The sequence below is a fragment of the Acidobacteriota bacterium genome, from assembly GCA_016715115.1.
GTDB lineage: Bacteria > Acidobacteriota > Blastocatellia > Pyrinomonadales > Pyrinomonadaceae > JAFDVJ01.
On record JADKBM010000006.1, the window covers coordinates 1 to 16,688 of the forward strand.

The window sequence follows — 16,688 nt, forward strand, 5'->3', positions numbered from 1 at the left end:
CACGATAATGAGGACTAAATAATCACGATAATTCCTGTAACGCGGTTACGTTTAACGTGAAAGAAGGCGAGTACAAGTTGACTGAGTCAAATTTGCGTTTCAGTTTTCACAATCGTGAACGATAACTCCAATGGGATTGTGCTTAATAAGTGAAATCGCATGACTCACGCAATTCGCTTCGATTAGTCCTGAATTTACCTCAACGGTTAATTGGGTAGCGGTTTGACCTCGATAGACGTCGTGAACTGAAGATCTGTAACCACTGATAATTGCTGCGATCTTAAAGCAGCCTGTTTCAACATCCTCAAACACTACCGGACCACCTGAAAAGCCCCAATTGTTGTAACCATCGATGACGAGTCGTCGTGGCTTATTTTCATCGTCCAAAAAAGCGGCCGAAAGGATGCCCTTTTTTACAAATGGCATCGGATACAAACAATCGTTCACCTTAACATTCCAGTCATCGCCGAAAGGAAAGCCCAAGAAGTAGACATCTTGAGACCAAACAATTCCTTCTACTGATAACTCTATGGGTGGTGACTTGGCAATCTGAAAACCCAGCGCGAATACGGCTACATCTGCGTTTGAATCGCAACCAATAAGCTTCGCATCAAATCGTTTCCATTTGCCGTCGGACCAGATATCAATACAACTGAACTGCTCCGTTTCATCAACTAAATGAGCCACCGTTATCAAATACTGGCGGCCATCGAATTCAACCGCAAATGACGATCCTCCACGTTCTCCAACGCGAATTCTGAAGACCCTTCCGATGACATTTCCTTTTATCATTGCCTATCGTCACTTTCTAAACGCCTTCGAATCGTATCACAAAAGGCCCTATCCTTTTCAATTCCGATCGCGCGGCGGCCTTCGAGGGCGGCGGCTAGGAGCGTGGACCCGGAGCCGGCGAACGGTTCGAGGATTGTGTCGAACCGGTTCGAATATGTTCGGACTAGCCATCGCATCAGCTCCAGCGGCTTCTGGGTCGGGTGAAGCGATTTAGGATCTCGGGCGAACTTGAGAACGCTGCGCGGGTGATATAAATCAGTTTGCATTTTGTCAACTATCTTGTTGTGGCCGCCGTAGTGTCGTGGCCGTTTTCCTGCTTTCCCGCCGCGTGTATGAACTGGTCCGGCGACCATCTGCGGATTGTACTGGCTGCCGGCGAATTTCTGCGCAAAATGTAAAATGTTCTCGTGAGCCCGCAACGGCCGGCGGTTGGCGTCGAGGAACCCGACCGGAATGGTTTTCTCCCAGATCAATTCATACCGGAAATGCCCCGGATTCGTGTTAATGAGTTGGTTGACGAACTTCCCGGATGCGAACATCACGATCGGCGATTTGGGTTTACAAATTCGCAACGCATCGGTCCAGAAGAGAGGCCAATTAACCGGTTGATCCCATTCCAACTTCGTCGTCGCATACGGCGGATCGGTCAGGAGCAAGTCGATCGAATTTGAAGTGATTGCCGTCAAGATCTCTTCAAATCTTGCATTGTATAGCGTAATATTTCGGCCGGTGTAAAACGGCTGAAGTCCCGGAATTTCATTCATGTTTTTGAGGACGTTCCGGGCTGGTGAAGCGTCAATATAAGCTTTGGCGTACCGGTTGGTTATCCCTTGTTCCTTTCGCCTGAGTAAACGATTCGCCAGGCACGAGTCACGGAGATCTGAATGTTCGCAAGAAGCAGTTGTGACGCGTCGGAAACATTGTCCGCGGATTGATGGAATATTGATGGATTGCAGCGTGGGTCGAACCGTCCGACGAACGCTTGATCCTGATTGCCTTTGTCGATCGCGAACGCGGCGAAAACATTGTCCTTTTCCAGAATTGTGACGGTGTGGTCTTTCATAGTTCGAAGAGCGTTAGTTGCGGCAGGCCGAAATGTTTGTAGGCGCGCGCGATAAGGAGGTTTCTGGTTGCGTCGACGGTGAGTCGGGCTCCAAACTCGCGATCGATTGCCAGCTTCAGCCGATCTGATACATCGGTCGGCAGGCTGAGTCCGATACAAAGGTCCAACTGCGCTCGATGCGGTTCGAGCTGTTCTTCGATCGCGGTTTCCGACAGATCTGAATCGAGAAGAGCGAGAACGATGTCTCGAGCGTTCCGGATCGCCGAGATCAAAGGCTCCGGTAGATCCTCGCGATCGAGCGAGCCTGCCAATCGATCGAGTGCCGCCTCAACTTCTGATCTTGTCTCCGGTTCCGGTTCTGGCGCCCCGATCCGAGATTGGCGCCAAGCGGCGAAAGCGGACTCAACGGACGATTCAAAGTACCGCAACGAGTTAATCGTGTCGTTCGGATTCGTGCGCCGAAACTGTTTGCCAACCGTCTCAATAGTTCGCAGCACAAGACCCAGCGGTATTCCAGCACGTTCCCATCGATCAGCGAGATCCCAATCAAGCGGTTTGAGTATCCCGCGCCGGCCGCGGATCCGCTGATATTCGACTTCGATTTCCTGAAGATAATCAGACATCTCGTATGTTTTAGTTCCGGCGGAAGTACTCGTTGAGAAACTTAAAGTCGAGCTCTTTCACGAGTGGTTTGATTTTGGTTTGAAGCTGCTTGAACTCTTCCTTTGATAGTCCCATTGATTCAATGAGCGCTTGGATAGAATGGCCGCGTGATGCCAAACCAAAACCGGTAAATTGCGCGAGGGCGAGATCCAGCATTTTCTCGGATTCACTCTTTGTTTCTCCTCCCTGTCTTGCCTCATTCCACGCCTTCTGCGCCTCTTCAGGCGTTGTAAAATTAATCGTGTCTCCGCATTCCGGGCAGTGGACGTGACACCAATCAACCATATCAGCCACTGTCCGACCGCTTCTGAACGTATGTAGTTCGGTTTTCACGCAACTTTGCATTGTCACCGCAGACCCGCAATCGCACGCATCCAATTCGTATTCATCGACTTCGATTTCCTGTAAATAATCAGACATGTTTCCAGAGTTCGCGGACGCGAAGATCATAGGGCCAATACGACGGATTACCACCCTTGCCCGATACCTGAACCCGGCGAGTGTACGACTCGTTGCCATCGTCGCTGAGGTCGGAGTAGCAATTCGATCCCAACTGTTTTACGAATGCGGGAACTCCCGCATTGCGACACTGTGACACGATCGACCGAATCCACTCGACGTGGCACGGCCGAGCGTTCGGGCCGCTCTCGCCGCCGACGATCACCCAATCAATGCCCCACTCGGATCGCGGGTTTTCATCCGCGTGACCTGTCCAATGCACGTTGAGGCGACCGGGCAGAGCCTTGGCTAAGTCAATCCCTTCCAAAAGCGGCTCACAACTCAAGAACCTAATCGCGGCCGGAGTCTCAAGCAAATGCGGAATCCGTTCGTCGGCGGCCTTCTGGTTCTCAACGGATACGCCGAGCCACACGTTCGGATATCCGTCGCCCCAATCGTCGGGGAGGCATTCGGCAATTCGGTCGGCGCGTTTCGTCAGGATCTGGTAAACGAGTCCCGGCGTCTGCCGGATGATCTCCCATGCGTCCGCCCGGTGCGCGTCGTTCTCCTCGATAAACCAGTCAGACCAGCTGGCGGTGAATACGAGCCGATCCGCGAGCGGGGTTTCCCGCGTAATTTCTTTGTGCCAGACCAACGGTTTGCGGAAGGTCGCGTTCTTCGATCGGACGACGGTCGCCGGATCTTGGCCGTAGCGCCTTTTGTCGGCGTACATATAGCAGTTCTTGCAGCCTTCCGAGATTTTCCGGCAACCTTGAAACGGATTCCAAGTATGACGCGTCCATTCGATTTTTGAATTAAAACCCATTCATCCTCCAAGGCCCAAGAAGATCCCAACCATGAACAGATGCAACGAACGCGGTCAGATTGCCCTTTAACGCAAACTTAAGCGCGGAGGCAAACAGACAAACGCCCGCCGAATCAAGGCCGCGAATTGAGTTCGTATAAAACGGACTGTGTTGGATGTTCTGAAACAAACGAAGGTCAGACAGTTCGAGCGGTGGCATTGATGGATTAGTTCAGCGTACCCCGGTAAATTAAGTATTACCGCTTCAAGATCGCAAGCAATGAGATCGCATTCCTTGATCAAATCGAAGTCGATCATTGAATGATGGACTTCTGAATTCAGATCACCGTGATAAAGGTCGAAGAGTCTTTTATCAATCGCGGCTTGTTCTTGTCTCATACAGTCACATTTGAATGGTTTTGGCACATCGCACGTTATTGTTTCGTGCGCGTCGTGCAGAAAACCCCAAAGCAGGTTTGCGACTGAACTCGATCTCTTGTAGGCAAGTAAACCAACAAGAACAAGATGGGGGAGCAACGGCATCCAAATTGCGCCACCAAAACGACAAATTCGACCCGCGTGAACTGCAATATCAAGAGGAGTTGGTGTCCCTTGACATTTCATTCCTATCGCTTCAACTTGTATTCCTGAATAAGTAATCATTGTTTTGTTGCCTTATCAGCACCACTCTTCACCGATTCGAGGATCGGGACGCCTTCATCAATTCTTATGTAGTTCGCGCAGTACCTTGCGATTTCCTCGCGAACTTTGCCCTCGAAAGTCGCCGATTGAAAGAAGAGCGGTGCCAAGTCTTTTATCGCCTTATTGAGGGCGCACACAGTTTTCAATGCACAATTCCAACAGCTCTTGCGTTCCATCTAATCGTTCTCCTCGACCGGAAACTCCGGCGGGTGTTGGCCGGCGTCGAGCGACTCAAAATCGAGCAGCTCGTGCCAGGGCGTATCGCCTTCAGCGGCGCCGTCTTCGGAGGCGGCGCACCAGTCGCGATCGCAGACCGTTGCTTCGAATTCGACCGTGTCCGGATCGATTCCTTTCGACCTTGCCGCGATCTTCACCATTTCATTCAACGCTTCGAGCGTTTTCGGCTTCACGCCGTCGCCTCCTTCGCAGTGTTGTCGCGCCGCGTTTTCCGGTATTTCAGGACCTCGACGGCAGTGTTGTACGCGATTTCGAATTCGAAACCGCGTGCAAGCCGGATGTCGGCTTTGAGTTCCTCCTCAAGCCGGAGAAAGCAGACACCGCATAGCGGGTAGAATGCCTTCTTGAACCGGCCACATTGGCACTCGGGAGACTGCAGCGTTCGCAGGAACAGGCTCGAGAGCCCGTTGCGCTTGAGTTGCGTCATGCAACCCTCCGCATATCGCGGACCCGCGGCTCGTCCGGCAAATTCAGCATTGACGCACGGACCTGCGTTTCTTCAACCTTGAAGGCCTCCATCAAACAGTTGTTGGTCAAATTTCCCAGCGAAAGCGGGGTCTTTGCAATCGCGCAAATCCGGGACACAACAGCTGGTTCGAATAACCGGTCGATATCGCCGCCAACGCATTTGATACGGTGAGCCAAATAACCTCGCGCACTGAAGTTCTTACCGGTCGAGAGCGGCGGCATTTCGATCACCTGAATACGCTCGGCGATCTCGCGAAATCTGCTGTCGCGGAGCGTAGCCTCAACAAAACGCGGCTGTCCGAACAGCACGACGCCGAGGAGCCGGCTGAATCCGCCGTTCGTCATCTCCCAAAAGTTTTTCAATGACGTCAGAACCCGATCATTCAGGCGGTGACACTCGTCGAACACCAGAGCGACACGGTGATCATCCTTGTCGAGGGAGGTGAGCAGGGTTCGGATGCGCCGGACGGCTGTCGTCGAATCCTGCGGGCATCGGATATCCCACTCGTCCAACACGGCTTTTGCGACGGCCCGAACCGACACCTGATTCATATCGAAAAACTCCGGGTAAACGAGGTGCACTTTCGGAGATGCCTGCAGTTCGCGCGCAACGCGGATCCTGAGCGAGGTCTTGCCGGTTCCAACTGCGCCAACACAGCAGATGAAGCGCTTGTACAGAACCGCGTCACGGATCCGATCGGCCGCCTCGTCCAGTTCAGGCGTCGAAAACATTTCCTCATCGCTCGGTATACGGTCGACGTCAAACGGATCGGCCTCGAGGCCGAAAAACTTAACTGCGCTCGCCGGCAGTTCACAACGGTTAATGATCACTTTCTTTGCCTCCCGAAATGGAAAAAGTTGATTGAGTTCGGAATCGATCTTTTCGATCGACCAGTTCTGTGCCAGGCACCAGCTTTCGAGCGGCCTCTCCATTTTGGGTATCCGCTTTGAATAGAATTTTTCATCGGTCAGATTGTTTCGGAGCCGATAGATCGAGATTCGACTCAATCCACGCTCAGCAACAAAAATATCTGCCAACGACGTGTACGTCAGGCCGTTGGCCACGGCGAATTCATCCAGTCGTTGGGCGAATTCGTTTTTCGGCAGCAGCTTTGTAAAGTCTTTTTCAAATTCGATCATAAAAATAAATCTCAGCTGACGGCGCGCAATTTCGGACGATCGCTTTCGCGTATAAGCGCAAGCGACTCCTTGATCACGGCGTCCGGCAGTGTCTCTTCCCGACTCGCGTAAACCGTGTCGAGAAATGCCTTGCACTCCGCAACCGACTCAAACTCGGCCGCATATTTCTTGACGGCCGCGAAATATGCGAGTAGCTCGCCCGAGTACCGGCCATCGGCGGCCAGCTTTTGAGTCGACGGAAGTGCGTCGAGTATCTGTGGAGTTACGTCCACGGACGGTTTTGGGAATTGAGCTATGTTCGTGGCCGGCGCGACGAATTCGGTGTCGATGATCGCGATCGGTTTCGGCTCGTAGCCCTGTTTGTTGGCCTCTTTTTCGGCTTTTGCGCTTTCGCGCGCAAACGTCTTGAGTTCTTTGCGGGTTCGCTCGGCGATATCGTCCGGCGATGATCTGAATTCGCCGAGCACATCCGGCGTCGCAATAACCTTCTGGATGTCCCACTCGTTTCCGTCAAAATCGATCAGGGTATAGAAATCGGTATCGTCCGGGAAGACGACTCGAACCTTGTTCTTTTTTGATTGGCGGTGGACGAGGTTCTCCAGGGACTGGACGTGCGGCAGCTGATAGACAACGCCCTTGTGCCGGAAGGTCAGGTCGCCGAGGATCGTCACGTCGAATTCATCAACAAGAAACGCGGATTTCAGGATCTTCGCATCAACGGTCCGGAGCAGATGGCGCTGCGCGCCCCAGCGCTCGTTCGGCGTCTGGTGAGTCTCGCGGTGAACGCGGTGATTCCACTCCTGCTCGATCTGTCGCGCAAATCGGTTGAGCACGTCCATCGTCACATCGCGACCTTCGGCGATGTAGAGCCCCAGCAACTTCTCGAGCTTTTCAACCCATTGATGCGCAACCTCGACCTTCCCGGTCGCCCGCGAGTTGCCCGGCAGATGCTGCTCCAGTTTGTAGCCTCCCGACGCCTCGAGCGCTTTGTTCAGTATCTGCGAGGCACGCTGATTGCGTCCGAACTTTATGATCGCGTCGTTGTCGGTGTACAAAACCTTCGGAACACCCATCAGCTCATACGCCTCCAACAGAAACGCGACAACGTGCGAGGAGTTTGGTTTGTCGCACGCGACAAACCTGATGAAGCGCCGACGCGAGTGATCGTCGGTGAGAACGAAGCGCCAAACGCGCGTCCGATTCTTGTTTTCGTTCGGATGGTTTTTCGAGATCTCCAATGATGAGACCTGGACAATTCGCCGGGTTTTGGTGTCGAACCAGCGCTCTTTCGAACCGGAGATATCGAATTGGAAGACATCTCCCGGCGCCTTGGCTTCGAACCGGCGAAACGTCGTCCGATTCGCACGCCGGTTTTTGCGGTTCAGTCCGCGTTCGGCGAGATAGCGAATAAAAGTTTCCAGCGCAACCGGAATCGAAAACCCGCGCGCCTCGGCGGTTCGCAACGCTTCTGCGGGGTCAATGTTGTACTGGACCAGAATCGAAGCCGCGAACTTCAATCCTTCATCAACCAGAAGATCGGCTGACCGTTTCCCCTTGTCCGATCGTGTTTTCCGTTTCGGCCGCAGATCCTTCGTGAGATCGTAAATCCTCGATTTCGTCACGCCGTACAGAGACGCCAGCCGGTCCGCCTCAGTGCTGATCTGCTGCGGGTTTACGCAGCGGCGGATCGATTCTCTGATTTCTTCGGTTGCGTGTGTCCCCAGTTTTTTCATGTTCTTAGACATCGTCGCTCCTTCCTGATAATCAAAGCGGCGCCGGCCGGGCTGGTGAACCGGCGCCGCTTCGGGTTATGCCGCGCGCTTTTGCTGCGGCACAAGCGTTTTCAAAACAGCGGTAAAATCAGCGAGTTGTTCGTCTGACAAGTCCGCGGCCGAGTAGACCTGATAGCGGTTATGCAGCAGACGGCGCCAAGCGGTTTTCGTATTGTCCGCATCGATCAACGCGGACTCTTTTCCGAGAATGTGCGCTTCGGCGAGCAGCTTCGAACGAAGATCGCGGAGCGGCCCGGATTCAGCCGGTCGCTGGTCGACGAACTCCCGGTGAAGCCGGTAAAGATCGATTCCGGACGCTCGAAGCACATTTCTGATCGCGCGCGAGGTGGCCACGTACGCGATCTGCTGCGGCGAGAGTTCTTTTCCCTGAATCGTTTCGCCGGTATTCACGACACCGACCGCCATCCGGATCTTGCCGTCCGGCAGTTCCAGCGAGCAACGATATACAACTGATTCCGGAAACTGATTGCCTGCCAATTCGACCTCAATGCTCCGAAGATCGGTCAGTACGTTGCACAACAAGCACGTCGCCTCATAACTCAGGAATGGTCGCGGTTCGTCTGCAAAGAACATCACGTCGTCGCGCGCGATGTCGTAATAGGTTTCAAATTCCTTCACGAGCGCTTCCTGTTCCGCGCTCAAGATCTTGATCGGTTCGTTCATATCTCCCTCCAATTTCTAGTCCATCAATCCGGCCAGTTCGTCATCCGTCAGCGATTCGACTACACCGGAAACGTCGTCGTTATTCGCCGTCGCGCTTTTTGCGCGTTTCCCTGAAACCTGCTTGAAATCGTCCCCGCGAAGTGCGCTCTCGTAGCCGACAATCGCAGACCGCAACATATCCAGATAGGTTTCGCCATTCTCCGTATTGCCATCCTCGATCCAACTGGTCATGTGTTCGATCGTGCGGGACGCCGTCAGCGCGAGATCGAACAGTGTCACCGTTCCCGCTCGATCTCGTGCTTCGTCCAGCTGTCGGCGAAGATCCACGTTCTGCGCTTCTCCCCGCTGATTGCGGATCTCCAGCTTATTCACTTTGTCGTTGAGCTTCGCCGCCTGATCGGCGACGGCCGAGAGCGTTTGGAGAAGCCGGTCACGATCTGTTATCTCGATCTCTTCGACATCATCAGCGCATTCGTCGTCACCGAGCCGGGCGATTCTCACCACGCCGCGCTCGTCATCGACCTCAACGTTCCCAGAACCGAGTAGCCGCCGCTGCTTTACCGACAGCTTCAACGAGGTCATCAGATCGAACAGCTGATCGCCTTCCTGCAGAAGCAGCTTTTCGCGATCGTTGAACTGCCGATAGGTCATCGGGGAGATTTCCGAATCGTTCAGGAAATCATCAAATCTGGTGAAACCCAATGAATCGAACATCTTCTCGTCCCGGACGTGCTGAAGCGCGCGGATCGTCTGCGCGTTCAGATGTTGGGCCAGCCGGCCGACGGCGCCGACGGCGCCGAGCTTCAGGAGATTCTGGTCGCGTTTCGCGCCGGCGTCGGTGATCGTTTCGTTTATCCGCGCTTCAGCAGCCGCGCGGTTTTCCTCGTATTTTGAAAGTGTTTTGCTCATCAATTACCTACCTGTGTGAAATCAATAACTCGCTGTATCGGTTCGAGAACCGCAAAAGCTTCGCGCCGGGCGCCCATTGGCGATTGCTGTTCTGCACGGCCCAGCCGCATAGTTCCAAAGTCAGCAATATTCGTCTGACCGCGTCTTTTCTCAATGCGGTGCCGAGTTCGGGGATCTCGCCGACGCGCTCAATGATCGTGTCGATCGTGACCGGTTCGAAACGTGCGCCTTCAAGGGCCTCCAAAATCCGGATCGTATGCACCGTTTTTTCGACCGCGTAATCGATCGCCGTCCGTTTATTCCTCATAGTCGGTCTCCGGATGCAGGAACTGCAGGAAATAAAGCATCGCCGTTCCGACCAGCCATATAAACAAAGCCTCTTGCCAGCCCATCGTTTACTCCGTGTGCCGTTTGGCGAATTCGAAATCTTCATCAACGTTCCTGACCGGCGCGACGTCGTTCCAGAACTCAAATTCGAGTTGTTCGGCGAAGTGCGGGAAGTTCCTTTTCGCGACGCGATGGATCGTTGTCAACTGCGTGATCGGCGCTGCTTTTGCACGCTCGACCCAAGCCTTAAAATCGTCAAGATCGGCAATCATCCAGTAACCGCACGGTTCACTTTTTCGGCTGCCGATCGGAAGCAGCCATTCCTTACGAAGCTCCTCAATGTCCTCGTGGAATTTGCGCAATTCGTGGTTTGTTGCAATGTCAAAGACGTTGAAGGCAAACGCCAGCAGATCGACTCGGCGCATCGGGGCATCTGTCGTGGCGTGTGTCAGCAACTGCGCTAGCCTCAGTGATTCCCGGGAACGCGGACCAGCGAATGTATTGACAAACGCTGCCGCGCGGACGAGAGGTTGAGCCCGTCCATGGATTGGGTGAAAGCCGGTGTTGACGCACTGCGTAAGAAAGCCGCTTTCAGTCCAGATGAGTCCTGTATCCAGACACTGGCCGCAAGTCCATTTAATGAAATTCTGTGACATATTCGATCTTCTCCTTGATACCTTCCAGTTCACGCCTCGCGCCGTCGATCAGGTCCCGCGCTTCGTCGCACGATTTGCAATCCGGGCAAAAATGCCAGACTCCCACGTCCCAATCGGACGGGACTCCCGATCGCACCGTGCCGACCGTTCCGCACATATCGCATTTCAAAACCTTGATCGTCGCCAGATACATATTTCAGTCCTCCAAAATCTCAGCGTCGAGAATCGAATCGGTTTCCATCCTCCTGCGTCTGCTCGGGACCGCAATCGCCGAACTGCCGCGGTGGAAATTTACTTTCACTGATCGCTTGTGCCCTGACCGCAGACCACGTTCGTGACCGATTTGAAATGCGACGATCAAGCCGGTGAACGCGATGCCGAGTGCAATAAAGAATGAAAAGATATCCATCACTGCCTCCTGTTCCGCCGTCGGTTGACTTCGAGCAGATCCGCGATCAGCAGAACCGAAAGACCGAGGGCGAAGCTCACCAGATTTCCGCACCAAATCACCAAAAACAGAGCAAGTACTTTGTTCATGCTGCCCTCCTGAACGCGCCGAAGATCCGGTCGCGTTTGTTCATCGCCTTGAGCGCCTCAATGATGCTGTTGCACTGCTTCGTCGTCCGCGGCCATTCGAGCGGGTTGCCGGAATCATCGCGCAGCATTCGCGCGCAAAGGGCGCGAAGACCGTCGGTCGACATTCCGCGTCCGTCCGCGAGTGCCTTCATTTTGTCGATCTGGATTGCCGACGCGATCGTCTCGATCCCGGCTTTCCGCTTGCGCCAATTGACGGTTCGCTTCGGCGTTGCGCCCGGCGCGACGACCGATTTCAGCCGATTGATGATCTGGAGCGCCTCATTCGTGTAGAGTTCGCTCGTCCGGTCGGTGTCCGGCCGTTGCTGATGTCCGCCGCCCAATCCCGAAGATCGTCGTGCGAAACGCCGGCCTTCGCCGCCAAACCGAACATCTGTTTGTTTTGCGCAAGGGTTCGAAACTTAGGCATTCGTCACCTCCGCGGCTATCTGCTGCATTTGGACAAGGGCCGATTCCGCGATCGACCGCATTGCGATCGATCCCCTGAGACCCGGTTCGCAACGGACGATCTCGCAAAGTGCGCCGTGCATCGTTGTCAGGGCCGCGTTCGTAACCTCGACGCGACGCTGGACCAAATCAATATCGGGAAATGCTCTTTCGAGCGCTTCTACTGCCATAAAATCAAACCTCCTCAAGTTGTCGGGTCCTCAAATGTTGTTGACGGCGCGGACGGTTTTGTCCATGACCGACTTCAGGACATCGTCGTGCAGTGCTAAGGGGTTGATGAATTCGTCGACCGCGTCGAGGAACTTGAGTTTCGCCTTCGCGATCTCCCCCTCCATCACACAACCCCTGATCGCGGTCATCAGTTTCCTTTTCGTTTTCAACCAACCGATTTTCGGCGGTCGAGATCTCGGAACGAAGTTCGCGTCGCTCGTTGAGAAGGTAAGAGACGTGCATTGTTGCGCCGTATTCCGGTAGTTCGGGGATCCACCGTTCAATTGGCAATTCACGGTCGTTTGTCATGCCGCCTCCTTCGCTGCCTTGTTGCGTATAATTCTGTTTCATAAAAAATCAAACCTCCTTGATCGACGCCTCGACCGCGCGGATCGCGCGTTCGGCGGCGTCGCGAACGTCTACGAGTTCGCGGAGCGTATCCTGCGAACAGCCGGTTAAATTGAGGCTGTTGATCGCCTCGGTTGTTTGCGTCAGAAGATCGGCCGAGTGCTCGGCGCGATCGGAAAAGGATTCGATCGGTTTCGCGTGTGTCGCGAGGAGTTCGCGATAGTACGAATTGATGTGATTGACGATCAACGCAACTCCCGGCGGGTTGACGAGATAAACGGCGTCAAGCAAATCACAGATCCGATCAAGAATGGATCGCTGTCCAGATGCGTTCGGGGATTCTTCCGAATCCGGTTCGCGCCGCCAGCGGCGCACGTAGGTCGCCGAGATCGACAGCAGCTGAGCGACTTTCTCGCTCTTCTTTCGGGGTATCGCCTGTTCTAAAATTTCGTAGGTTTCCATAGGTCACACTTTCAAACTTTCTACTTCGGTCTGCAAATATCCGTCGGCCGCGCGCCATTTACGGATTGACTGCGCCGTTTTACGCGTTCCAGGAATCGAATCTGTTCCGGAATCCGGAGCGTGAGGATCTCTGCTTTGCCCTGAAATACGAGATCGTCGACGGCGAGGCTGATGCGATAGTGATCCCCGCCGAACCGGTTGATCAGCGAACGCCAGACAATGGTCTCTCCGTCGCCTGCGGCTTCGCGCAGATAGGACGCAATTTTCGCGACGAGTTCGCGGTGCTCTCGGCTGTCGGTGATCAGCGGTTCGGAACTGTCAACATCGAAATAGTTGATGTTCGCTTGCATTGGGGCGCGGCGTGTCGGTTTCTTTTGGCCTTCCATAAACAGAATCGGGTTCGTACCGAAATCAAAAAAAATAGACCTTGCCGGAAAACGGCAAAAAAAATAGCCTCGATCTATGCGGCGAGGCGGTTGCGCGACGGGCGCGAAAACAGCAATTGCATATCGAGGCCGAGTGCATCGGCAACTTTCCGGAGTGAGTTCAACTCCAGATTCTCTTTTCCCTTGCAGATCTCGGCGATCGTGTTCGGGTTCAGCCCGGTCGCAGCGGACAGGTCTTCCAACGTCTTGTTCTGTGCGGCCTTTTCGGCCCGGATTATATCGGCTCGGTAGTTCATTCGTTGTCACTCCTGATGTAGGCTGTGCTCCTACGATTGTAGAAGTTTAAGGTATGGTTTACGCATTGTCAACTACTCCAGTAGGAAATTCTCTGAACATAAGCCAGTTTTTTCTTAGTAAAGTAGGAAACGTGACAGAAAATCTAGCGGAGTTCGTTCGACGCGTCCGCAACGAAAAAGGACTTTCAACTCCTGATGTTGAGCGCCTAAGTGGGAATCGAATTACCGACGGTTACGTTTCGCGTATTGAAAATAACGGCGTCCGGAACGTCTCACCGGAAAAACTCTCGGCACTGGCCAAAGGTCTTGGTGTGACGGAAGAAGAAGTATTCGCGGCCGCGCGCGGAAAAACGCCGAACCGGCACGTGATCACCGACGAAAAGTTCGAACTCTTATCGCTAAAATTCGGCACGCTGGATGGACGCCAGAAAGCGAAAGCCGAAGTTCTCATTGACGTGCTTGAGCGGGAGCTGGAGCGGCTCTCGAATGAAAAACAGGAGCAGTAAATAAATGCCTGACGAAAACAAGCCGGCCGAAGCGCCGAAGCCGCCGCCGCCGCCAAGATCCGATGCGCCGCAATCCGGACGGGAAACTAGGAACGAGCCACCGCCGTCCAGACCACCAGGAAGAATAGTTCAAACGTGAATGCAATCGTCATTTGAACGAGGCGCCGCCACTTTGATTCAAGTCGATCGATATTTGCATTGAAGTTATCCGCCGCATCGTGAATCAGATCGACCATAAAGACCATTCTAGGATTATGGAGCCAAGCGTCTCGGAGTGCAGCCGGTGATAAAAGAATGACCTTGCCTGCATCGCGCGCGAACAGTCCTAATGCGATCGAAACCGCAGCGGCCGTCATCGCGAAAAGAAACCAGATCGACCAGATTTTTGTGCCGTAGGTAAGCGCTACGGTAACAAACGCCGCAGTCACGGTCGAAACCATTGTCAACGTCGCCTGAAGTCGGCCATCAATTGCGTCGAGCCGGCGGGTTGTCGACTCATACGATGCAACGGCGATCGGATACGCCAACTCAACCGAGGGATATTGTTGTTCAATTGAAATTTCTTCACTCATAATGAGCAAAATAGCAAAAAACAGGGGGTTTGCAAATGTCTTTTATTCTCACGGGGATCCTCAAGAAAAAGGTTCCGATATGGAACGAGGTTGTTTTTACCGAAGATCTTTTTTATCAAGTGTGCGAGGAAACGAATGTCCGGGTGATCGAGGCTGATATTCGATCGAAAGGGGAATACGCGATTTTCCGCGATCAGGCATTCATTGTCGTGCGCCGCGGCCTTTCCGGCCCGATGCGCCTCTGGGTCGGCCTCCACGAGCTGGGCCATCATCTGCTGCACGCGCCGGTGACCCATCGCTTCAGCCGCGGAACCGCACGCCGGATGGACCGGGAGGCAAACTTCTTCGCCGCGATCGCGATGATCCCGACGAATCTCGTGGAATCGTCCTTGTCGGAGTTTGATGTTACCCTTCCAACTGGTCTCATCAACGTCCGGAACGATATTCTTTCGGCGTTTGGTTTCTGATATTCGTAAAAGATTTGCGGACTTGCAAATCGGCTAATGATTTTGTAAAAGGTGTCGTGCACACCTTGGGAGTTACCTATAATGATGTGTATCATTCGTTTTTTTGTGTTGGGTACGGCAATGATTCTGTGTCAGGCCTCGGCAATCAGCGTGCTTGGTCAGCAGAGTGAGCCGGAGTTCATCGGCGAGGCCTTCGTGTTGAAGGCGGACGAGTCAACGATAAGTTTGGACAAGGAAATCGGCGAGTTCTCGGAAGGAATGTCGTGGTCCGCAAATTCGTGGAAGGCGCTTAGTTTGGAAGTGGCTGGAAACAAGGCCAAGCAGCGATTTATTGCGACCGAGCCGTTGCAGTTGGTGGTCCGGGCAGTTGATAACAATTCTGACCCGTTGGCCATCGTCAGCATTTACAAGTTGAAGTCGAAGAAGAAATCGAGGACGGTTTTGATAAGCAAAGACAATTCAGGGACTCTTATGAAGAGCAGGACCAACACAAAGGACCTGATTCGCTTTACCGGCAAGAAATTCGGAACGTCGTCGTACTTGATAACGCTTTCGGATCTTGCCCCGGGGGAATACGGCATCGTGGTCACGAATCCGAATACCCGCGATGAGAAACGAACGGTTGTCTCGTGTTTCGGGCTCGACTAGAACGTCGGAACTACGCCGAAACTAGTTTCGTTACTGAGCGATTAAGTTAATAATCTTTGACTCAGTCAAACAGAGTTTACAAATTGTAAACTCTAAAACGGACGCTTTGTTGCAAACAAAGGACTTAGCGGAATTGTGAATTTACAAATTGTGAATTTGCAAATTCACGCGGCAAGCTGTTTTGGCTGGCTGGCGATTATGAATCCGTTGAGGCTTGATTGATAGACGTACCAGTTGTCTCCGCGACCTATTTTCTTGCCTTCCAAGGTGCCATCCTCTATCCAGGCAATCAGCGTCGGTCGGCTCGGCACCGGTCGGAATACGCGGGACAGGATCGTTTCAACCTCACCAAGCTTGATGAGCGGGTCCGTATCGATCAGCGGGAGTTGGTAATTGAATCTCATCGTCTAGAATGAAAAACTAAAAATACAAAAAAGTCAATAAGTTCGTTAAAAACGCCGTTTCCAACGGTTCGGGGCTCTGCCAGTCTGGTGCTGGCAGAGTTTTCTTATTTGAAGCGCGGATGGAGCAATGACGGCTCGCGAGACTCATAACCTCGAAACCACCGGGTTCGATTCCCGGCTGCGCAACCAAGCTATATGGCAAAGCCGAACAAAAAACTGATTCGCGAAATGCTTGACCTGTACACGGAAGCGCAGGGACGGGTCGATTCGCTCAAAACGCAGCGCGACGGCGCGCTCGAGCCTTTGAAGGCGAGATACGAAAAGGCGGCGGCAAAGGCGACACGTGATTACGATTCCCCGATCCGCGAGGCCGAAACGGCAGCCGCGAAGTTGAGATCCGAGATCGAGGCCGAGATCCGAAAGGGGTTCGATGCTAAAGCGAACTCGTATTCGGTGACCAAAGTCGACGCCGAATTGGCGTTCGTCGAAGTCAAGTCGACCTCGCAGCGCGAGGTTCCGGCCGAGCAATGGCTAGACGCTATAAAACCCAATGAGCGCGAGACCGCTTTCTGGGAAACGGTCAAGGTACAGCTCGGCAAGGCCGAAAAGTTCCGGAGCGACATCGTCAAGAAACTCGCTGTCAAGAAGACGACGCACTCGATCGAAGTGAACTTGCGGACGAATTGAAAACG

General features: G+C 53.5%; 29 protein-coding genes and 1 tRNA gene. 5 read left to right on the plus strand and 25 right to left on the minus strand.

The annotated features are described in order from the left end of the window. Positions 1-99 precede the first annotated feature (99 nt). The 23 genes from IPN69_08020 to IPN69_08130 all read right to left on the minus strand — a co-directional run bounded on the left by IPN69_08020 (position 100) and on the right by IPN69_08130 (position 13,399). On the minus strand, positions 100-792 hold the full coding sequence (locus tag IPN69_08020; protein ID MBK8810664.1) for a trypsin-like peptidase domain-containing protein: 693 nt from the start codon (positions 790-792) through the stop codon (positions 100-102). Continuing rightward, positions 789-1,448, minus strand: coding sequence for a site-specific DNA-methyltransferase (locus tag IPN69_08025; protein MBK8810665.1), 660 nt, complete (start codon positions 1,446-1,448; stop codon positions 789-791). The genes IPN69_08020 and IPN69_08025 overlap by 4 nt, the downstream gene beginning before the upstream one ends. A gap of 167 nt (positions 1,449-1,615) precedes the next feature. Further along, positions 1,616-1,855 (minus strand): hypothetical protein, encoded by a 240-nt coding sequence (locus IPN69_08030; protein ID MBK8810666.1) that lies wholly within the window; start codon positions 1,853-1,855, stop codon positions 1,616-1,618. Further along, entirely contained in the window at positions 1,852-2,478 is a 627-nt protein-coding gene (locus IPN69_08035; protein ID MBK8810667.1) for a hypothetical protein, read from the minus strand. The genes IPN69_08030 and IPN69_08035 overlap by 4 nt, the downstream gene beginning before the upstream one ends. A gap of 10 nt (positions 2,479-2,488) precedes the next feature. Further along, complete coding sequence (locus IPN69_08040; protein MBK8810668.1) at positions 2,489-2,938, minus strand: hypothetical protein; 450 nt, start codon at positions 2,936-2,938, stop codon at positions 2,489-2,491. Then, a complete protein-coding gene (locus IPN69_08045; GenBank protein MBK8810669.1) occupies positions 2,931-3,782 on the minus strand; it encodes a DUF5131 family protein in 852 nt (283 codons plus the stop codon). The genes IPN69_08040 and IPN69_08045 overlap by 8 nt, the downstream gene beginning before the upstream one ends. A gap of 66 nt (positions 3,783-3,848) precedes the next feature. Then, complete coding sequence (locus tag IPN69_08050; GenBank protein ID MBK8810670.1) at positions 3,849-4,424, minus strand: hypothetical protein; 576 nt, start codon at positions 4,422-4,424, stop codon at positions 3,849-3,851. Continuing rightward, the gene (locus tag IPN69_08055) at positions 4,421-4,639 is read right to left on the minus strand and encodes a hypothetical protein (GenBank protein MBK8810671.1); all 219 of its coding nucleotides are present in this window, start codon (positions 4,637-4,639) and stop codon (positions 4,421-4,423) included. The genes IPN69_08050 and IPN69_08055 overlap by 4 nt, the downstream gene beginning before the upstream one ends. After that, a complete protein-coding gene (locus tag IPN69_08060) occupies positions 4,640-4,873 on the minus strand; it encodes a hypothetical protein (GenBank protein ID MBK8810672.1) in 234 nt (77 codons plus the stop codon). Continuing rightward, positions 4,870-5,127: a hypothetical protein gene (locus IPN69_08065; protein MBK8810673.1), complete on the minus strand. Its 258-nt coding sequence runs from the start codon at positions 5,125-5,127 to the stop codon at positions 4,870-4,872. The genes IPN69_08060 and IPN69_08065 overlap by 4 nt, the downstream gene beginning before the upstream one ends. Next, positions 5,124-6,308 carry an AAA family ATPase gene (locus tag IPN69_08070; protein ID MBK8810674.1) on the minus strand — a complete coding sequence of 395 codons (1,185 nt, stop codon included), beginning with the start codon at positions 6,306-6,308 and terminating at the stop codon, positions 5,124-5,126. Before IPN69_08070 ends, IPN69_08065 begins: the two co-directional genes overlap by 4 nt. An 11-nt stretch (positions 6,309-6,319) precedes the next feature. Then, positions 6,320-8,053: a hypothetical protein gene (locus tag IPN69_08075; GenBank protein MBK8810675.1), complete on the minus strand. Its 1,734-nt coding sequence runs from the start codon at positions 8,051-8,053 to the stop codon at positions 6,320-6,322. A gap of 63 nt (positions 8,054-8,116) precedes the next feature. Further along, positions 8,117-8,764, minus strand: a complete 648-nt coding sequence (locus IPN69_08080) for a hypothetical protein (protein MBK8810676.1) — start codon at positions 8,762-8,764, stop codon at positions 8,117-8,119. A gap of 15 nt (positions 8,765-8,779) precedes the next feature. Continuing rightward, on the minus strand, positions 8,780-9,673 hold the full coding sequence (locus tag IPN69_08085) for a hypothetical protein (GenBank protein ID MBK8810677.1): 894 nt from the start codon (positions 9,671-9,673) through the stop codon (positions 8,780-8,782). Positions 9,674-9,680: 7 nt separating this feature from the next. After that, positions 9,681-9,980, minus strand: coding sequence for a hypothetical protein (locus tag IPN69_08090; GenBank protein MBK8810678.1), 300 nt, complete (start codon positions 9,978-9,980; stop codon positions 9,681-9,683). Positions 9,981-10,068: 88 nt separating this feature from the next. Next, on the minus strand, positions 10,069-10,656 hold the full coding sequence (locus IPN69_08095; GenBank protein ID MBK8810679.1) for a hypothetical protein: 588 nt from the start codon (positions 10,654-10,656) through the stop codon (positions 10,069-10,071). After that, positions 10,637-10,849 carry a hypothetical protein gene (locus IPN69_08100; GenBank protein MBK8810680.1) on the minus strand — a complete coding sequence of 71 codons (213 nt, stop codon included), beginning with the start codon at positions 10,847-10,849 and terminating at the stop codon, positions 10,637-10,639. Before IPN69_08100 ends, IPN69_08095 begins: the two co-directional genes overlap by 20 nt. Before the next feature lie 340 nt (positions 10,850-11,189). Beyond that, positions 11,190-11,573 (minus strand): hypothetical protein, encoded by a 384-nt coding sequence (locus IPN69_08105; GenBank protein MBK8810681.1) that lies wholly within the window; start codon positions 11,571-11,573, stop codon positions 11,190-11,192. Positions 11,574-11,651: 78 nt separating this feature from the next. Next, positions 11,652-11,867 carry a hypothetical protein gene (locus IPN69_08110; GenBank protein ID MBK8810682.1) on the minus strand — a complete coding sequence of 72 codons (216 nt, stop codon included), beginning with the start codon at positions 11,865-11,867 and terminating at the stop codon, positions 11,652-11,654. A 30-nt stretch (positions 11,868-11,897) separates the two neighbouring features. Next, positions 11,898-12,056, minus strand: a complete 159-nt coding sequence (locus IPN69_08115) for a hypothetical protein (GenBank protein MBK8810683.1) — start codon at positions 12,054-12,056, stop codon at positions 11,898-11,900. Between the two features lie 208 nt (positions 12,057-12,264). Further along, the gene (locus tag IPN69_08120; GenBank protein MBK8810684.1) at positions 12,265-12,717 is read right to left on the minus strand and encodes a hypothetical protein; all 453 of its coding nucleotides are present in this window, start codon (positions 12,715-12,717) and stop codon (positions 12,265-12,267) included. A gap of 20 nt (positions 12,718-12,737) precedes the next feature. Next, positions 12,738-13,067, minus strand: a complete 330-nt coding sequence (locus IPN69_08125; protein MBK8810685.1) for a hypothetical protein — start codon at positions 13,065-13,067, stop codon at positions 12,738-12,740. Between the two features lie 110 nt (positions 13,068-13,177). Further along, complete coding sequence (locus IPN69_08130) at positions 13,178-13,399, minus strand: helix-turn-helix domain-containing protein (protein MBK8810686.1); 222 nt, start codon at positions 13,397-13,399, stop codon at positions 13,178-13,180. A 53-nt stretch (positions 13,400-13,452) separates the two neighbouring features. Here IPN69_08130 and IPN69_08135 point away from each other — a divergent pair, with 53 nt between their 5' ends. Further along, positions 13,453-13,905 carry a helix-turn-helix domain-containing protein gene (locus IPN69_08135; protein ID MBK8810687.1) on the plus strand — a complete coding sequence of 151 codons (453 nt, stop codon included), beginning with the start codon at positions 13,453-13,455 and terminating at the stop codon, positions 13,903-13,905. Positions 13,906-13,991: 86 nt separating this feature from the next. Here IPN69_08135 and IPN69_08140 read toward each other — a convergent pair whose 3' ends face one another. Beyond that, positions 13,992-14,477 (minus strand): hypothetical protein, encoded by a 486-nt coding sequence (locus IPN69_08140; GenBank protein MBK8810688.1) that lies wholly within the window; start codon positions 14,475-14,477, stop codon positions 13,992-13,994. A gap of 119 nt (positions 14,478-14,596) precedes the next feature. On the opposite strand from IPN69_08140, the gene IPN69_08145 reads away from it, so the two are divergent. Both IPN69_08145 and IPN69_08150 read left to right on the plus strand, forming a co-directional pair. After that, entirely contained in the window at positions 14,597-14,944 is a 348-nt protein-coding gene (locus tag IPN69_08145) for an ImmA/IrrE family metallo-endopeptidase (protein ID MBK8810689.1), read from the plus strand. A gap of 120 nt (positions 14,945-15,064) precedes the next feature. Next, complete coding sequence (locus tag IPN69_08150; protein ID MBK8810690.1) at positions 15,065-15,592, plus strand: hypothetical protein; 528 nt, start codon at positions 15,065-15,067, stop codon at positions 15,590-15,592. Between the two features lie 164 nt (positions 15,593-15,756). Here the strand turns inward: IPN69_08150 and IPN69_08155 are convergent, their stop codons facing one another. Beyond that, entirely contained in the window at positions 15,757-15,996 is a 240-nt protein-coding gene (locus IPN69_08155; GenBank protein ID MBK8810691.1) for a hypothetical protein, read from the minus strand. Between the two features lie 113 nt (positions 15,997-16,109). On the opposite strand from IPN69_08155, the gene IPN69_08160 reads away from it, so the two are divergent. Then, positions 16,110-16,181: transfer RNA gene (locus IPN69_08160), tRNA-Met, on the plus strand. Positions 16,182-16,191: 10 nt separating this feature from the next. Beyond that, a complete protein-coding gene (locus IPN69_08165) occupies positions 16,192-16,683 on the plus strand; it encodes a hypothetical protein (GenBank protein MBK8810692.1) in 492 nt (163 codons plus the stop codon). Positions 16,684-16,688: the final 5 nt, after the last annotated feature.

Bases quoted from the DNA above. Each gene is read 5' to 3' on its own strand.
- IPN69_08020 (MBK8810664.1), bottom strand. From the start codon at position 792: ATGATAAAAGGAAATGTCATCGGAAGGGTCTTCAGAATTCGCGTTGGA.
- IPN69_08030 (MBK8810666.1), bottom strand. From the start codon at position 1,855: ATGAAAGACCACACCGTCACAATTCTGGAAAAGGACAATGTTTTCGCC.
- IPN69_08035 (MBK8810667.1), bottom strand. From the start codon at position 2,478: ATGTCTGATTATCTTCAGGAAATCGAAGTCGAATATCAGCGGATCCGC.
- IPN69_08040 (MBK8810668.1), bottom strand. From the start codon at position 2,938: ATGTCTGATTATTTACAGGAAATCGAAGTCGATGAATACGAATTGGAT.
- IPN69_08045 (MBK8810669.1), bottom strand. From the start codon at position 3,782: ATGGGTTTTAATTCAAAAATCGAATGGACGCGTCATACTTGGAATCCG.
- IPN69_08050 (MBK8810670.1), bottom strand. From the start codon at position 4,424: ATGATTACTTATTCAGGAATACAAGTTGAAGCGATAGGAATGAAATGT.
- IPN69_08055 (MBK8810671.1), bottom strand. From the start codon at position 4,639: ATGGAACGCAAGAGCTGTTGGAATTGTGCATTGAAAACTGTGTGCGCC.
- IPN69_08065 (MBK8810673.1), bottom strand. From the start codon at position 5,127: ATGACGCAACTCAAGCGCAACGGGCTCTCGAGCCTGTTCCTGCGAACG.
- IPN69_08070 (MBK8810674.1), bottom strand. From the start codon at position 6,308: ATGATCGAATTTGAAAAAGACTTTACAAAGCTGCTGCCGAAAAACGAA.
- IPN69_08075 (MBK8810675.1), bottom strand. From the start codon at position 8,053: ATGTCTAAGAACATGAAAAAACTGGGGACACACGCAACCGAAGAAATC.
- IPN69_08080 (MBK8810676.1), bottom strand. From the start codon at position 8,764: ATGAACGAACCGATCAAGATCTTGAGCGCGGAACAGGAAGCGCTCGTG.
- IPN69_08085 (MBK8810677.1), bottom strand. From the start codon at position 9,673: ATGAGCAAAACACTTTCAAAATACGAGGAAAACCGCGCGGCTGCTGAA.
- IPN69_08090 (MBK8810678.1), bottom strand. From the start codon at position 9,980: ATGAGGAATAAACGGACGGCGATCGATTACGCGGTCGAAAAAACGGTG.
- IPN69_08095 (MBK8810679.1), bottom strand. From the start codon at position 10,656: ATGTCACAGAATTTCATTAAATGGACTTGCGGCCAGTGTCTGGATACA.
- IPN69_08100 (MBK8810680.1), bottom strand. From the start codon at position 10,849: ATGTATCTGGCGACGATCAAGGTTTTGAAATGCGATATGTGCGGAACG.
- IPN69_08110 (MBK8810682.1), bottom strand. From the start codon at position 11,867: ATGGCAGTAGAAGCGCTCGAAAGAGCATTTCCCGATATTGATTTGGTC.
- IPN69_08115 (MBK8810683.1), bottom strand. From the start codon at position 12,056: ATGACCGCGATCAGGGGTTGTGTGATGGAGGGGGAGATCGCGAAGGCG.
- IPN69_08120 (MBK8810684.1), bottom strand. From the start codon at position 12,717: ATGGAAACCTACGAAATTTTAGAACAGGCGATACCCCGAAAGAAGAGC.
- IPN69_08125 (MBK8810685.1), bottom strand. From the start codon at position 13,067: ATGCAAGCGAACATCAACTATTTCGATGTTGACAGTTCCGAACCGCTG.
- IPN69_08130 (MBK8810686.1), bottom strand. From the start codon at position 13,399: ATGAACTACCGAGCCGATATAATCCGGGCCGAAAAGGCCGCACAGAAC.
- IPN69_08135 (MBK8810687.1), top strand. From the start codon at position 13,453: ATGGTTTACGCATTGTCAACTACTCCAGTAGGAAATTCTCTGAACATA.
- IPN69_08140 (MBK8810688.1), bottom strand. From the start codon at position 14,477: ATGAGTGAAGAAATTTCAATTGAACAACAATATCCCTCGGTTGAGTTG.
- IPN69_08150 (MBK8810690.1), top strand. From the start codon at position 15,065: ATGATTCTGTGTCAGGCCTCGGCAATCAGCGTGCTTGGTCAGCAGAGT.
- IPN69_08155 (MBK8810691.1), bottom strand. From the start codon at position 15,996: ATGAGATTCAATTACCAACTCCCGCTGATCGATACGGACCCGCTCATC.
- IPN69_08165 (MBK8810692.1), top strand. From the start codon at position 16,192: ATGGCAAAGCCGAACAAAAAACTGATTCGCGAAATGCTTGACCTGTAC.